This window comes from Streptomyces sp. NBC_00306 (assembly GCF_036169555.1).
Classification (GTDB): Bacteria; Actinomycetota; Actinomycetes; order Streptomycetales; family Streptomycetaceae; genus Streptomyces; species Streptomyces achmelvichensis.
Genome location: NZ_CP108032.1, coordinates 2,800,884 through 2,816,256, shown reverse-complemented (window position 1 = coordinate 2,816,256; position 15,373 = coordinate 2,800,884). Strand labels below are relative to the sequence as shown.

Genomic DNA, 15,373 nt, shown 5'->3' with positions numbered 1-15,373 from the left:
CACGGTGACGACAGGCAGGCGAGGCGTTCTCGGAGTGGTCGGTTCGGCGACGGACGGTGTCGAATCGCTGCGTACGGGACTGGTGGAGCCGGCCCTGACCCTGGGCTGGCAGGTTGCCGTCACGCTGACCCCGACAGCCGCCCGCTGGCTCCGGGCAGCCGGCGAACTGCCGCTCCTGGAAGCCGCGACAGGCCTGCCCGTGCGTGACACGCCCCGGTTGCCCGACGAGCCCAGGCCGCACCCCACAGCCGACTGCTACGTCGTCGCCCCGGCGAGCGCGAACTATGTCGCGAAGCTCGCCACCGGTATCGCCGACAATCAAGCCCTCACCCAGGTCGGTGAGGCGATCGGAACGCGCGGCGTCCCGGTGATCGTGTTCCCTCGCATCAACGCCGCACACGCCCGGCACCCGGCGTGGACGCGCCACATCGAGACCCTGCTCTCGGGAGACGTACGGCTGGTCCAGGGCCCCGACGTCTGGCCGCTGCACGAGCCCCGGCAGGAGCCGGAGGGGCTCACGGTGCCGTGGCGCGCGATCCTTGCGGCGGTCGAGGAAGAGACGGCGACCGGCCGGCGCCTGCTGTGAGGCGTCCCCCGGCCTCGCCGCCTACGTCACGGGGCCCACGTCACGGGGCCCACGTCACGGGGCCGGCCGGTCACACCCAGCCTCCGGACCGGTCACGGGACCAGGGGACGGACCTCCTCGGCCACGAACCGTACGAAGCCTTCGGGGTCCGGCTCATCGGGCGTGGGCTGGAGGACCACCGTGTCCGCACCGGCAGCCGCCAACCGCTCGACGAACCGGGCGATCGTGTCCGCGTCCCCGGCCACACCGAGTTCCGTCGAGCCTCCGTTCCCGTCCGCGAGTTCCGCCTTCAGGCGTTCGGCGGCTCCGGGCCCCGTCGCAGTGTGCAGATAGACGACGGTCTTGTGCGGTCCGGTACGCCCCGCGGCCTCGCGGCCCTCGTCGATGAGCCGACGGGCGTTGCGGACGGCGTCGGGCGACATGCTGGCGTCGAGGATGGTTCCGTCGGCTGCCTCACCGGTCAGGCGCAGTGAGCGCGGCCCGACCGCCCCCGCAAGTACGGGAAGTGCGACGGCCGGTGGCCAGTCGAGTGCAACGCCGTCGAGCTTCACATAACGACCGTCGGTCGTGACCCGCTCGCCCCGCAAGAGAGCTCGCAGTGCCTCGAGATACTCGCGCAACAGCGTGACCGGCGACTCGGCTCGCGCACCGACCTGCCCCATCCAGTCCTGTACGCCGTGTCCTACGCCCAGGACGACACGCTCGGGGAACAGCCGGTCGAGGGTGGCGGCTTCCATGGCCGTCAGCGCGACGTTCCGCAACGGCACCGGCAGCAGTCCGACCCCGACCCGCAACCGCTCGGTCCAGGCGAGAGCGGCGGACGCGGTGGCGATCCCGCTCTCCAGGAAGCAGTCCTCCCAGAGCCACAACTCCTCGAGCCCCGCCTCGTCCGCCGCACGCGCGATACCGCGCAGCCGCTCGGGAGGTAGCTGGGGACGGAAAACGGCACCGAGAGCAGTCATGAGGCTCTTCCTACCCGTCTGCGGTACGTGCGACGACAACAACGTGTGGGGCCGGCCCGCGGTGTCCCGGGCGGGAGCAGGCCATCGGCTGGGAGCGCCTCGGGAGTTGCTCCGGCACGGCTCCCGAGGCTCGGCGGCCCCACCGCTGTGATCACCCCGCCCCGGACGCGGACAAGGCTCCCCAGTAGGCCGACAGGGCCTGCTTCGTCTCCGCCAGCGCGAAGCGCGCGCCGAGCTGCCCGTCCGGGCGGACGATGAAGCCTGTGGGACCGTCGGGACGGTAGAGGCCGGCGAACTCCCCAGCGGCGTCGCGGTACTGCGGGACCGTCACAGGAGCGTCGGCAGCTTCGGCTTCGCGGTCGAGGACGGCGATCGTATCCGGTCCGCTCCGGGCACCGAGGCCGTCGGACGCGTCGGTCCTCCGCGTCACCCCGGCGGCCTCGGCCGCCTCCGCCAGGTCTGCGGTGTCGGACGCGTACAGGATCAGCACATGCTCCGTCCGCCCGCGCAGGATGTCGAGAAGGCGCATCGGGTAGACGGCGATCTGGCCGGTCAAGCCCGCACAGTCCGGGGCCCGATCGCCCGGCTGCGGCGCGTCGACGGGGCCGTACGGGGAGCCGGCGAGCGGGCCGTCCCGGTAGCCGACGAGCAGTTGGGCTCCGCGGAGCATCAGCATCTGCGGGTCGTCGGGGTCCGTCTCCATTCCTTGGGTGGCGTGGCGGACCGTCCGGCCGACGACCTCCTCGCCGATGGGGCGGCGTTCGGCGTCGTAGGTGGTGAGCAGTTCGGGCCGGGCCTCTCCGCGGACGACCAGGGCGATCTTCCAGGCCAGGTTGCAGGCGTCCTGGATGCCGGTGTTCATGCCCTGGGCGCCGGTGGGCGGGTGGATGTGGGCGGCGTCGCCGGCGACGAACACCCGGCCCTCGCCGTAGCGGTCGACGATGCGGTGACTGATGCGGAAGACGGAGGACCAGCGCATGTCGGAGACAGCGGCCGGCTTGGGGGAGAGGCGGTCGACGACGGCCTGGATGTGGGACAGCTCCGGGGTGCGCCCGCCCTCCATGCCGTGCGCGACGCCGTCGCCCGCCGATGCCGCGTTCGGGCCCTGGGTGGAGAGTTCGGGCGGTACCAGCATCGACATGCGGTAACGACCGGCGCCGGGCAGCGGAATACAGACCAGCAGGTCGTCGGTGGTGCCGTCGTCGGCGCGGTGCAGGGACCGTATGCCGTATCCCTGCGGGAAGTCCCAGTCGGCCACGACGTCGGCCAGCATGTACTCCTCGGCGAACGCTCCGCCCTCGAAGCTGAGCCCCAGACCCTTGCGGACGGTGCTGTGCGCGCCGTCGCACCCGATCAGGTAGCGGGCCCGTACCTCCTCGGCAGCAGCGGAGGCGGTGGTCAGCTGCGCGGTGACCCCGTCCCCGTCCTGGGCGAACGACATGAGCTCGGTGCCGCGTTCGATGGAGGTGCCCAGGCCCGCGACGTACTCCTCCAGAAGGCGTTCGGTCTCGTACTGCGGGAGTGCGGCGAATCCGTAAGGCACTTCGGGCGGCAGCGCGAGGTCGATCCGCGCCTGCTCCTCGCCGTTGCCGTAGATCAGCTGACCGCGCATCGGAGTGGAGGCCTCCAGCATGGCGCGGGCCAGGCCCATCCGGTCCCAGATCTCCAGGGTGCGCGGTTGGATGCCGACCGCTTTTGCGTACGGCAGACGGGCCGGCAACCGGTCGATGAGACGGCAGCGCAGCCCGCTGCGGCGGAGTTCGGCGGCGGCGCTCAACCCGACCGGGCCTGCGCCGACGATCAGTACGTCGGTGTCGTGAGTGTGCGCCACGGGCGTCTCCCAGTGCCTGGCCCCGAGCCTGTCCCGAATTCCATGGTCACCCGGCGGGGCGCGAGCGGCGATCCGGGCGCTAGGGGCCTACGGAGAGCTGGGATCGGGGCGGTTCGGGCGCACCGCGCTCCAAGGGGGCATGCCCACCGAGAGAGGTGCTCCGGAGAGCCCGCTTCACCGGGGGAGGTGCTCCGGAGGGCCCGCCTTCACCGGGAGAGGCGATGCGGAGGGCTCACGCCCACCACGATCCGCGTCCCCCGTGCGTCCCCGGTCCGACGCTACGAGGGCTGCGCGGACGGCCGCCGACCGCCGCGCCCCGGCACGGACCGGCCCTTCCTGTGCCGCCGGTTGGACCACCCGCACCGCGCCACGGACTGATTGGGCGCCCGTCAACGCAGCAGGCCCCCCGTACTGCCGACCGTGCCCGCGAAATGGCCCCTGACCAGCAAAAAGGCCCTCCCAAAGGGAGGGCCTGCGAGCGCGCCCCCGGCAGGACTCGAACCTGCGGCCAAGCGCTTAGAAGGCGCCTGCTCTATCCACTGAGCTACGGGGGCCGAATGGTGGCCGCGGCTACCGGAGCCCGGGGATCCGTGACCTTGCCGGGGACAAGGATAGGGCTCCGATCCCCTTGTCCCGGTTGCTTCACCTGCGTGCCACGATGTGGAGGTTCAGTGAAGCGAACCGATAATCGCAGGCAGGTGCGATTCCTGCACCGCTTTTTCCGCCTCTCGTCGCTGGTGTTGTGCACTCGTTATGCCTGCGCCCCACTCGTCCCGTGTGTCCCATGTGTCCGACCGGCGCGCAGACATGCTCATACGCTTCAAAAAGCCGCCAAAATTAGGCATTCTTCGCATGTGGTGACCTTGGATGCACGGCCTCAGCTGATCGACGCACTTACCGCCCTCCGCGACCGTGTCGCCGCCGTGCGTCTTCCCCTTCCTCTGCCCGGTGCACCGCGTGCCCGGCAGACGCGGACGGAATTGCTCGCGCAGCTCGACGACTATTTGGTGCCCCGATTGAAGAACCCCGAAGCACCGCTCCTCGCGGTCGTCGGGGGTTCCACCGGAACCGGTAAGTCCACCCTCGTCAACTCCCTTGTGGGGCGGCGCGTGAGCGAGGCCGGGGTTCTCCGGCCCACCACCCGTACACCCGTACTCGTCTGCCACCCCGACGATCACCACTGGTTCGCCGAGATGCGGGTGCTGCCCCAGCTCACCCGTGTGTGGCTGCCCCACCAGGACGAGACCGACGAGGACGAGGCCGGGAGCGGCCGGGACGTGGGCGAGGCGCATGCGCTGCGGATCGAGAAGGCCTCGACCCTGCCCCGTGGACTCGCCCTCCTCGACGCGCCCGACATCGACTCGCTCGTCGTGGAGAACCGGCTGCTCGCCGCCGAGTTGATCTGCGCCGCCGACGTGTGGGTGATGGTCACGACCGCCTCCCGGTACGCGGACGCCGTGCCCTGGCATCTGCTGCGTACCGCCAAGGAGTACGACGCCACGCTGATCACCGTGCTCGACCGGGTGCCGCACCAGGTGATCGCGGACGTGTCGCGGCAGTACGCGGCTCTGCTGACCAAGGCCGGGCTCGGCGACGTGCCCCGGTTCACCATCCCCGAGCTGCCTGAGTCGGCCGGTGGTGGCAGCGGTCTGCTGCCCACCACCGCCGTGGCGCCGCTGTTCGCCTGGCTCGCCCACCGGGTGCAGGACCCGGCCGCCCGGCAGCAGGCGCTCGCCCGCACGGCGACGGGGGTGATCGATTCGCTCAAGGCGCGCATGCCCGAGCTGGCCTCGGCGGTCGCCGGACAGTACGCGACCGTCGTACGGCTCACCGGCGTGGTCGAGGAGGCGTACGAGAAGGAGCGCGAGCGGGTGGCGCGGCAGGTGAGGGCCGGCGCGGTTCTCGCCGGTGACGCGCGCACGCGCTGGCGGGGCTTCCCCCGCGACAGCACGGCCGGTGAGCTGCTGGATTCCCTGGTCGGAAGCCTGTGCGCGCTGGTGCAGTGTGCCGTCGCCGCAGCCGACGAGCACATCCAGGAGACATGGCGACGGGAGCCTGGCGCCGCGGCCGTCGTGTTCCGGGGCCGGATGGACCTGGAGGCGGCGGAGCGGATCGGGATGGCGGTGCGCCGCTGGCGGCGGGAGCTGGAGGAGCTCGCCGAGGAAGAGGTGCGCAGCCTGGAACTGAGCACCACCCCCGACTCCGAGACCCTGGCCGCACTGGTCGCGGCCGTCCTGCTCGGCGGCCGGCGGGCCCGCGGCGCCGGGGAGCGGCTCGCCGAGCGGATCGGCGCGCAGGGCGCGCTGAAGCTGCGTGACAAGGGCGGCGAGCTGATGAACACGTACCTCGACGGCGTACTCAACAGCGAACGCGACCGCCGCCTCGCACCCCTCGACGCGCTCGAAGTGACGCCCGAACCGCAAGCCGAACTGATCGCCGCGCTGTCCCTACTGCAGAAGGTGAGGTGATGGCGTTGACCGCCATCACGGGCGACGAGAACGAGACCGATGACCGTGTGCAGGAGACGGGCGAAGGGGTGCAGGAGAGCGATGAGCGCGTGCACGCGCCCGCCGAGCCCTTGGACGGAGCCGACGACGGGCAGCCGGCCGAGGGGCGCTGGGACGACGGCCTGATCGCCCGGCGGGCCAAGGGCGAGGAGGAGCCGCAGCTGTTCGAGGAGGACCCCGGCGAGGAGCATGTGGAGATCGGCGGGGCGTACGGCGGCCCGCTGCGGGCCCGTCTGGACGCCCTGCGCGAGCTGGTCGGCCTGTCCCGCACCCGTCTGGAGGGAAGCACCCTCGCGGAGGCCGGGCGCGTCCTCGACGAGGCCGCGGCCCGGCAGCGGCTGTCCGCGCGGCACACCGTCGTGGCGATCGCCGGCGCCACCGGCAGTGGAAAATCGACACTCTTCAATGCCCTTGCGCAGGTGCCTCTGTCCGAGACCGGGCTGCGCAGGCCCACCACCGCGGCGCCGATCGCGTGCAGCTGGTCGGAAGGTGCCGCGGGGCTGCTCGACCGGCTCGCCATCCCGCCGCGGCTGCGGCGCAGGCCGCTCGCTGGGGGCGACGAGGAGCTGTCCGGTCTGGTGCTGGTCGATCTGCCCGACCACGACTCGGCGGTGGTCAAGCACCGCGAGCAGGTGGACCGGGTGCTGGCGCTCGTGGACGCGGTGATCTGGGTCGTCGACCCGGAGAAGTACGCGGACGCCGCACTGCACGAGAGGTATCTGCGGCCGCTCGCGGGCCATGCGGAGATCACGTTCGTCGTGCTCAACCAGGTGGACCGGCTGCCGGGCGAGGCCGCCGACCAGGTGCTCGACGATCTGCGACGGCTCCTCGACGAGGACGGCATGGCCCTCGGTGAACACGGTGAGCCGGGCGCGACGGTCCTGCCGCTGTCGGCGCTCACCGGACAGGGCGTCGACGAGCTGCGGGACATGCTCGGGACGTTCGTGCAGGAGCGCAGCGCCGCGGCCCGCCGTCTCTCCGCCGACGTCGACGCGGCGGCCGGGAAACTGCGTTCTGTGTACGTCTCCGCCGGGCGTACCGGTCTGAACGAGCGGGCCCGCGAGGACTTCGCGGCACGGCTCGCGGAGGCCGTGGGGGCGAAGGCGGCGGGTGAGGCGGCGGAGCGCGAGTGGCGCAGGCACGCGGGGCGGGCGTGCGGTACGCCCTGGCTGCGGCTGTGGCGCTGGTACGAGCGTTCGCGTACGCCGGGGGGCGCCGTGCCGCAGGCCACGACGCCGGTGGAGGAGGAGCTCACGGCGCGTCAGCGGGTCGAACAGGCGGTTCGTACGGTCGCCGACGAGGCGGCTGCCGGGCTGCCGGTGCCCTGGGCGCAGGCGGTGCGTGAGGCGGCTGTCCGCGGGGCGGACGGGCTGCCTGAGGCGCTGGACGAACTGGCGGCGCGTGAGGCGGTGACGACGAGCAAGAAGCCTCTGCGGCCGGCGTGGTGGCCCGCTGCCGTACTGGCGCAGGCGTCGATGACGCTCCTTCAGGTCTGCGGCGGGCTGTGGCTGGTGGGCCAGATCATCGGCATCTTCGAGCCCGGCCTGATCGTTCCCGCAGTGCTGATGGTGGCGGGGATCGTGGGCGGACCGCTGGTGGAGTGGGCCTGCACGGCGGCGGTGCGGGGGCCGGCGCGGCGGTACGGGCAGGACGCGCAGCGCCGGCTGCACGAGGCGGCGGCCGGGTGCGGACGGGCGAAGGTGCTGGATCCGATCGCCGGCGAGCTGATGCGGTACCGAGAGGTGCGGGAGCAGTACTCCGCGGTGTCCGGCAGGGCGGGGATGACCGGACACGCGAGCGGCTCCCGGCCGGGCACGGGGCTCGGGGGCGGGCGCGGCTCCGGGGTGACGGGGTTTTCCACAGCGGGGCGCTAGTCCACAGGGCGCAGCGGGATTCTCCGGGCCGGTTCAGCATGGAAACCGGTCGGCAAAGGCCGACCGTGAACCGGACGGGGAGGTGGTCGCCGTGAACGACACGACGGTGACGGTGGTGGGCAATGTCGCCACGAATGTGGACTACCGGGAAACGGCCTCGGGCGGTGTGGCGCGATTCCGTATCGCGGTCACGCCGCGGCGCTGGGACCGGCAGAGCGCGAGTTGGACGGACGGATACACCAGCTTCTACACGGTTGTCGCCTGGCGCACTCTCGCCATAAATCTGGCCGGTTCCGTTTCTGTCGGCGACCCGCTTCTCGTCCATGGCCGGTTGCGGATCCGCGAGGAGGACCGGGGCGGATACCGGACGGCCGATCCCGGCGGTCCGCGGAACGGGCAACGCGAAGGGCAGCGCAGGACATTCGTGGACATCGAGGCGGTGGCCGTCGGCCATGACCTGACGCGGGGAACGTCGGCATTCCGGCGGGTGGTGAAAGCGGCACCGAAAGCGACGGAGCCGGTGCGGGAGAGGCCGGTGCAGCGCGAGGTCCTTCCGGTGGGCGAGCCGCTGCCGGAGTCGTCGGGCCCACCGCCGGCGGAGGTGCGGGATGGGGTGCAGCCGCAGGTCGCAGCGGCTCCGTTCTGACTGTCGGTACCCGCGCCTCGACCATGCGTGCGGTGCTCTGACCGCCAGTACCCGCGTCCTGACCGGGAGTTGTGGAGATTTGTCGATTCGGGAACGAAGGGTGGTGAGGGTTGGACGGTCGGCGATAACGATTACGAGTCGGAATGGTTGTCTGACGGTATGACGGGGCCCTGGGGTGCGCGGCCTCCCTAGGATTCCCCAGTACTCACGGGGCACTTGAGCATGCTGGCGAGGCACTCCCCCCACGTGTCACACGCGAATTGGCCTCGCCCGGAGGGGAATTCTGTGTTCGGCACGTTCTCTGCGTCGGTCGCTCGCGGGCGGGGCGCTGTCCGCCGTCTTACCGTCGCGGTCGTGATGTCGGGGCTCATCACCGCAGGATCCATGGCAGGCGCGGGTACCGCCGTCGCGGAGGACGATGTTCAGCACCAGGGCGGCGCCGTCGCCACTCTCGACGGACTGAAGACGTTCGACACCGCCGTACTCCGGGCGAACGGCGAGAGCCATGAAATACCCGCCGGCGTCTTCGAGATGACCGTGGACGGCGGCGGCCGCCTGAAGACCTATTGCATCGACATACACAACCCGACTCAGGACCAGGCGAAGTACCTGGAGACCCCCTGGAGTCAGACCTCGCTGGCGACCAACAAGAACGCGGGCAAGATCCGCTGGATCCTTCAGCACTCCTACCCGCAGGTGGACGACCTCGCGGCGCTGGCCGCGTCGGCCGGCACCGGTCCGCTCAGCCAGAAGACCGCCGCCGCCGGTACACAGGTGGCCATCTGGCGCTACTCCGACAACGCCGACGTCGACGCCCTCGACCCGGCGGCGGAGAAGCTCGCGGACTGGCTCCAGGCCAAGGCGCGCAACGTCGTCGAGCCGAAGGCCTCGCTCAGCCTCGAACCGAGCGCGGTCTCCGGCAAGGCGGGCGGCCGTCTCGGGCCCGTCACCGTGCGCACGGACGCGGCCCAGGTCGCCCTGACCCCGCCGGTGGACGCCGCGGCCAGCGGCATCAGGATCACGGACGCGGCCGGAAAGCCGGTCACGTCCGCCGTGAACGGCGCGAAGGTCTTCTTCGACGTGCCGGCGGGCGCCGTGGACGGCTCGGCGACGCTCAGCGCGCAGGCGACGACCTCGGTGCCGGTGGGCAGGGCGTTCGCGGGTGCGACCAGGAGCCAGACGCAGATCCTCGCCGGGTCCAGCGAGTCCACGGTCTCGGCGGACGCGGCGGCGACCTGGGCCACAGCCGGGGCGATCCCGGCGCTCTCCGCCAAGAAGAACTGCGCACAGGGCGGCGTCGACATCACGGCGGCCAACAAGGGTGACGCCCCGTTCACCTTCGAGCTGGCCGGCTTCAGCCACACGATCGCGGCGGGGGAGTCGCGGACGGTCACTATCCCGGTCGCCGAGGACCAGGCGTACGACTTCACCATCACCGGGCCGGGCGGCTTCAGCAAGAACTTCAGGGGCGTCCTGGACTGCAAGATCAAGGGCGCCTCGACGCCGGAGACCCAGACTCTGGGCTCCCAGCCCAGCCCGGCCGCCGCGGGCGGCGTCTCGGCCGGCTTGGAGGGCGACCTCGCCGCGACCGGCGGATCGAGCGCCACTCCGATGATCGCGGGCATCGCGGTCGTGCTGGTGGTGATCGGCGGCGGCGCGATCTTCTTCCTCCGCAAGAAGAAGGTCCCCACCGAGTAGTGACGACGCTCGGGGGTCGGGGGTGCGGGTCCGGCACCCCCGAGCCCGGCGTCAGCGGGACTCTGGGACTCCGGAACACCGGAACTCGGGGTGCCGTGATTCCGGGACGCCGGGAGATGGCCATGATTCCCAGGGATCCAACCCGGAGTGGGCGGCCGTGCGCGCACGGTGAGACAGGTGGCGCCAAGGGCACGTGCTGCCCGACCTTGGCGTCCCGGAAGCAGGCGGGAGAGGGGGCCGGCAGGTGCCGTCACCCACCCGCCTTCGCCCAGGGTGGCGGTACGGCAAGATGGAGTGTTACTTGCCAACCTTGGACATGAAACAGCCTCTCACCAGCGGGTTTCCCGTCGATGAGGGGGTGTGTCAGGCGGCTTGGGCCGTCTCTGGGTCGTCGTGGGCATGACCGGCGGCTCGTTACATCGCGCTGATTGCCTTGCGGGTCCTTGTCTCGTTGCTGGGCATCAGGTGCGTGTAGACGCGGAGTATGAACCCCGGATCGCTGTGCCCGAGATAGAGCCTCAGGGCCTTGATGTTCTCCCCGGCGTCCAGGAGGACCGAGGCGTAGAAATGCCGCAGGGCGTGCATCCCGTGTTCGCGGGCGACGATGTGCCGCTCTCCCCTTTCGGGGATCGGGATGATGCCGGCCGATGCGAGTGCCGGTTTCCACGCCTGGTCGTTGAACGCGTTGCTCCACTCGGCCTTGCCGACTCCGTTCGTGAAGACGAGACGACCGTCACCTTCGGCCCGGGAGCCAGGACAACGTCACGTCGACAGGCGGGAAGCACGCCACAACCCCGCTCATGTCATGGCGTACGGCGAGGTACGACAGCCGTTCTCGATCTGCTTCACGGCGAAGATCACCGGCGGCGTGTTGCGCACGAGCAGCGAGAGCAAGGAATTCGCGTTCGTTCGGCCGGACCGGCTCGACGAGCTGAACATCCACCCGTCGATGCGGATGAGGATCGACCGGGGCCCTCCGAGACGGAGCCCTACATCGATTGATCGTCGAGCCGCGCCAGAGTCCGGTCAACAGCCCCCTCGAGGTAAGGCCGAGTCTTGCTGATCGCAGTGTGCACCTCGCTGCCGGGCTCATAGCGAACGAGGATCTCGTCAATGCGCCGGCCGAAGTCGAAGCGCTCCCCGGCAGGACCGGTGGTCATATCGGCGAAGATCAGCGCGTCGAGGACAGGCGAGTCCTCGCGTTCGTACACGGCCAGCTCCGCGGAGAGCCCTCGTTGCTCAGCCTCATACACAGCACCGGAGTGGTGGGCGACGAGCCGCACCAGACGGTCAGGAGCGCCAAGAGACGCCAGATGCCAAGCGCTGTCGATCGGATGGAATCCGGTGTCTCGGAGCTTGGAGGCGTATCCCGATGTCATGCACCCAGGCCGCGGCGACGAGCAGGCCTCGTTCGTCTTCGGGGAGCGCCTGCGAGGCTTCGACGGCTCGGGCAGCGACGGCCTGAGTGCGCAGCCAACGGTTCCCCAACGACGGCAACAGCGACTCGGCCAGCTCGGCGGCTCCTTGGGGCGTATCCAGCACAGTAGGCATGACCAGCACCGTACGCAGCGCGCCGACAGGCTGACACCGAATCGGGGGCCAGGGCATCAGCGCGGTAGAAGTTTCTCTAGTTCATCAAGTGCCCGCGCACGGCGCGGTCTGCCTCCTGTCTCCGCCCCGGCTGGCCGCGCCCGGCGGCGCGCTGCGTGTTGCGGGCGGACGGGAGGGAAACCCCGCTGTGGCTGGGGCGGTCGGCTCCACGACTTTAGCCAGCCGCTTTGGCGCGAGCCTCGCAGATCACGGCCCAAAATCGAATGAGCCATGATCACTCGCGCCAAAGCGGCTCCAGGCCAAAGTCGCTCCGCCGACCTCATGTGGCGCGTCGATTAACGTCAGTGGGGATCCCAGAAATGTCTTCGTCAAGCGAAACGCGAGCGGCCTCGGTAAATGCGGCAATCATCGAATCTAGATCCCTCGCCAATTGGGCTACCACCGTCGGTGCCTGGCCGGACCTCTTCAGCTCTGACGTAGGCATATGCATAACTAGGCAGAAAAAGCTGCAACTTCCAGCGGTCTCCCTCAGCTTCGCCGCTGGTTGCACGATGGACGCAGGGCCCTCGACAGAAACACGAGCTGCGAGCTCCTGAAGCTTGGTGTTCTCGTTTTCCAGCTCCGACGCCTCCTCGCTCGTTTCCGCATTCTGTTCACCCAATATTTGAGGAGCTAGAGCTGAAAATGCTCGTTGGAGTTTCTTCGCCTGAGATATGTATTCCACGTAGGCGGCGCTTCTCGGCTCTCTCCGCTCACTCAAATGACTAAACCGCAATTGGCGCCGATTCTGTGATTCTTGCGACTCGATCTGCAGCCTCGCCTGCCTGGCCCCCCACCACCCCGTGGCAAGGGCAGCGCCGCCGGTGCCAAGTGCTCCTACTGCTGCCCCGAGAACCGCCGCCGTCCCTGCATCCATGATCGAGATTTTGACCCCAGACAGCCGAGCGTGTCCCCCGAACGAAAGATCCCGGCACGAACAGCCACGATGCCTGGCTTGTACCTTCTGCCGCTCCCGACCTCTGCCAGACCGGCTTGTGTCGAATGTGAGTTGAGCCCGGTGAAGAGCCAGTCCCCACCATGCGGTGGATTCCCAGGCTCACCCCGAATTCAGCAGTCGTGGCCGGATCGCTCCCTTGTGCGCTCTTCGTGTACGTGTCACACAGTTGGAAGGCGGGGCTGGCCAGGGGGGAGGGGACGCGGCATGTCTGTGTGGGGTGACGATCCGGTAGCGCCGTCGGCTGGGCCATCGAGCGGTTTGGGCAGCAGGCCGGCAGGCTCGCTGCGGCGGTCCAGGTGCGACTGGCGAAGGCTCACGCCACGCACCTCACAGCCGGACTGAAGAAGCGAAGTCCCTACGGTGTCACTGTCGCGGAGGCCGTGCGCGAGTACCTGGCGGACATGGCCCGCGAGCCTGTGCGGGAGGTGCGTGGCTGCGAGTACGCCGTGATCAACGATCACGCGCTCTTCCCCTTCAAGTACGCAGACAGACCGAGGCCCCTCGATCGCGCTCGTTTGCCCGCCAAGGATTCTTCCACGCGACGCCGAATGTTCTAGGCGCATGCTCCGGAGCCGCGGGACGCACTGTTCGACCTAGATGACGACCTGACGACGGAGGAGTACCTGGAACTGCATGAGGCGTTCGAGGAGCTCGGGGCCTCGACGAAGCTGGTCCTCGTGTTCTTCACGGCCGACGTCGAGAACGGCATCCATGCAATCCACTGGGGACAAGCCCACCTCGAACCGGACCGCACCTTTGACTGGCTCCACAGCGAGCAGCTCCCAGTCGCTCCCCAATCCCCTGAGTGATCGGCGAGCTGTCGCACCCTGGTCCGGTGCGGGCACCAGCGGGCCGAGTCCCGGGCCGTCCCTGGGCCGTGCGAGGCCGCTCGGTAGCGACCGAGGGCGACAACCAGTGACAGGTCAGCCACAGACGCGATCAACGAACGTCCAGGTCACAGGCGCCCTGAAGTACTGGTTTCCTTCACGGGGTAGCGGTCAGGCAAGATGGGGTGTATCTCTGCCCACCCACTTCTTGCCGGACGGTTTCTCTTGGCTGAGTACATCTACACGATGCGCAAGACGCGCAAGGCGCACGGCGACAAGGTCATCCTCGATGACGTGACGCTGAGCTTCCTGCCCGGTGCGAAGATCGGTGTGGTCGGCCCCAACGGCGCCGGTAAGTCCACCGTGCTGAAGATCATGGCCGGTCTGGAGCAGCCGTCCAACGGCGACGCGTTCCTCTCGCCCGGGTACACCGTCGGCATGCTCCTCCAGGAGCCGCCGCTCGACGAGTCCAAGACCGTGCTGGAGAACGTCCAGGACGGCGCCGCCGAGACCATGGGCAAGCTGAAGCGCTTCAACGAGGTCGCCGAGCTGATGGCGACCGACTACTCCGAAGCGCTGATGGAGGAGATGGGCAAGCTCCAGGAAGACCTGGACCACGCCAACGCCTGGGACCTCGACGCCCAGCTGGAGCAGGCCATGGACGCGCTGGGCTGCCCGCCCGGCGACTGGCCCGTCACCAACCTCTCCGGTGGTGAGAAGCGCCGCGTGGCCCTGTGCAAGCTGCTGCTCGAGGCCCCGGACCTGCTCCTCCTCGACGAGCCCACCAACCACCTGGACGCCGAGTCCGTGCAGTGGCTGGAGCAGCACCTCGCCAAGTACCCCGGCACCGTCGTCGCCGTGACCCACGACCGGTACTTCCTGGACAACGTCGCGGGCTGGATCCTGGAGCTCGACCGCGGCCGCGCGATCGGCTACGAGGGCAACTACTCGACGTACCTCGAGACCAAGCAGACCCGTCTGAAGGTCGAGGGCCAGAAGGACGCCAAGCGCGCCAAGCGGCTCAAGGAAGAGCTCGAGTGGGTCCGCTCCAACGCGAAGGGGCGGCAGGCCAAGTCCAAGGCCCGTCTGGCCCGTTACGAGGAGATGGCGGCCGAGGCCGACAAGATGCGGAAGCTGGACTTCGAGGAGATCCAGATCCCGCCGGGCCCGCGTCTGGGCAGTGTCGTCGTCGAGGTCGCGAACCTCTCCAAGGGCTTCGGCGACAAGCTCCTCATCGACGACCTGAGCTTCACGCTGCCGCGCAACGGCATCGTCGGCGTCATCGGTCCGAACGGCGCGGGCAAGACCACGCTGTTCAAGATGATCCAGGGCCTGGAGACCCCCGACGCCGGCGAGATCAAGGTCGGCGAGACCGTCAAGATCTCCTACGTCGACCAGACCCGCGGCAACATCGACCCGAAGAAGACCCTGTGGGCCGTGGTCTCCGACGAGCTCGACTACATCAACGTCGGCCACGTCGAGATGCCGTCCCGCGCCTATGTCTCCGCCTTCGGATTCAAGGGCCCTGACCAGCAGAAGCCGGCGGGCGTCCTCTCCGGTGGTGAGCGCAACCGGCTGAACCTCGCGCTCACCCTCAAGCAGGGCGGCAACCTCCTGCTCCTCGACGAGCCCACCAACGACCTCGACGTCGAGACGCTCTCCTCGCTGGAGAACGCCCTGCTCGAGTTCCCCGGTGCGGCTGTGGTCGTCTCCCACGACCGCTGGTTCCTGGACCGGGTCGCGACGCACATCCTCGCCTACGAGGGTGAGTCCAAGTGGTTCTGGTTCGAGGGCAACTTCGAGTCGTACGAGAAGAACAAGGTCGAGCGCCTCGGCGCGGACGCGGCCCGGCCGCACCGTGCCACCTACAAGAAGCTCACCCGGGGCTGAGGTT

10 protein-coding genes, 1 tRNA gene and 1 pseudogene are annotated in these 15,373 nt (G+C 69.6%); 7 read left to right on the top strand and 5 right to left on the bottom strand.

Features of this window, described 5'->3' with window-relative positions; all coding sequences use genetic code 11:
- The first annotated feature begins 4 nt into the window (after positions 1–4).
- Positions 5–586, top strand: coding sequence for a flavoprotein (locus tag OHA05_RS12400; protein ID WP_328860596.1), 582 nt, complete (start codon positions 5–7; stop codon positions 584–586).
- Between the two features lie 92 nt (positions 587–678).
- Here the strand turns inward: OHA05_RS12400 and OHA05_RS12395 are convergent, their stop codons facing one another.
- From OHA05_RS12395 to OHA05_RS12385, 3 genes are all read right to left on the bottom strand, one after another.
- A complete protein-coding gene (locus OHA05_RS12395; RefSeq protein ID WP_328860595.1) occupies positions 679–1,548 on the bottom strand; it encodes an LLM class flavin-dependent oxidoreductase in 870 nt (289 codons plus the stop codon).
- 151 nt (positions 1,549–1,699) lie between these two features.
- Positions 1,700–3,379, bottom strand: coding sequence for an FAD-dependent monooxygenase (locus OHA05_RS12390; protein ID WP_328860594.1), 1,680 nt, complete (start codon positions 3,377–3,379; stop codon positions 1,700–1,702).
- A 481-nt stretch (positions 3,380–3,860) separates the two neighbouring features.
- A tRNA-Arg gene (locus tag OHA05_RS12385) sits at positions 3,861–3,933 on the bottom strand.
- A 309-nt stretch (positions 3,934–4,242) separates the two neighbouring features.
- Between OHA05_RS12385 and OHA05_RS12380 the strand changes: the two genes are divergently transcribed.
- The 4 genes from OHA05_RS12380 (at position 4,243) to OHA05_RS12365 (ending at position 10,104) form a co-directional block, all read left to right on the top strand.
- Positions 4,243–5,847 (top strand): dynamin family protein, encoded by a 1,605-nt coding sequence (locus OHA05_RS12380; protein WP_313946259.1) that lies wholly within the window; start codon positions 4,243–4,245, stop codon positions 5,845–5,847.
- On the top strand, positions 5,847–7,760 hold the full coding sequence (locus OHA05_RS12375; protein WP_328860593.1) for a YfjP family GTPase: 1,914 nt from the start codon (positions 5,847–5,849) through the stop codon (positions 7,758–7,760). The genes OHA05_RS12380 and OHA05_RS12375 overlap by 1 nt, the downstream gene beginning before the upstream one ends.
- Before the next feature lie 91 nt (positions 7,761–7,851).
- On the top strand, positions 7,852–8,406 hold the full coding sequence (locus tag OHA05_RS12370) for a single-stranded DNA-binding protein (protein ID WP_328860592.1): 555 nt from the start codon (positions 7,852–7,854) through the stop codon (positions 8,404–8,406).
- 285 nt (positions 8,407–8,691) lie between these two features.
- A complete protein-coding gene (locus OHA05_RS12365) occupies positions 8,692–10,104 on the top strand; it encodes an LAETG motif-containing sortase-dependent surface protein (RefSeq protein ID WP_443043680.1) in 1,413 nt (470 codons plus the stop codon).
- 414 nt (positions 10,105–10,518) lie between these two features.
- On the opposite strand, the gene OHA05_RS12360 is transcribed toward OHA05_RS12365, so the two are convergent.
- Positions 10,519–10,689, bottom strand: coding sequence for a tyrosine-type recombinase/integrase (locus OHA05_RS12360; protein ID WP_328860591.1), 171 nt, complete (start codon positions 10,687–10,689; stop codon positions 10,519–10,521).
- 205 nt (positions 10,690–10,894) lie between these two features.
- Between OHA05_RS12360 and OHA05_RS12355 the strand changes: the two are divergent.
- Positions 10,895–11,167: pseudogene (locus OHA05_RS12355) on the top strand (hypothetical protein); the annotation flags it as partial.
- Here the strand turns inward: OHA05_RS12355 and OHA05_RS12350 are convergent.
- Positions 11,094–11,315 carry a phosphohydrolase gene (locus OHA05_RS12350; protein ID WP_328860590.1) on the bottom strand — a complete coding sequence of 74 codons (222 nt, stop codon included), beginning with the start codon at positions 11,313–11,315 and terminating at the stop codon, positions 11,094–11,096. The pseudogene OHA05_RS12355 and the gene OHA05_RS12350 sit on opposite strands and share 74 nt — an antisense overlap.
- A gap of 2,389 nt (positions 11,316–13,704) precedes the next feature.
- On the opposite strand from OHA05_RS12350, the gene ettA reads away from it, so the two are divergent.
- Positions 13,705–15,369, top strand: a complete 1,665-nt coding sequence (gene ettA, locus OHA05_RS12345) for an energy-dependent translational throttle protein EttA (protein ID WP_313946262.1) — start codon at positions 13,705–13,707, stop codon at positions 15,367–15,369.
- The last annotated feature ends 4 nt before the right edge of the window (positions 15,370–15,373 follow it).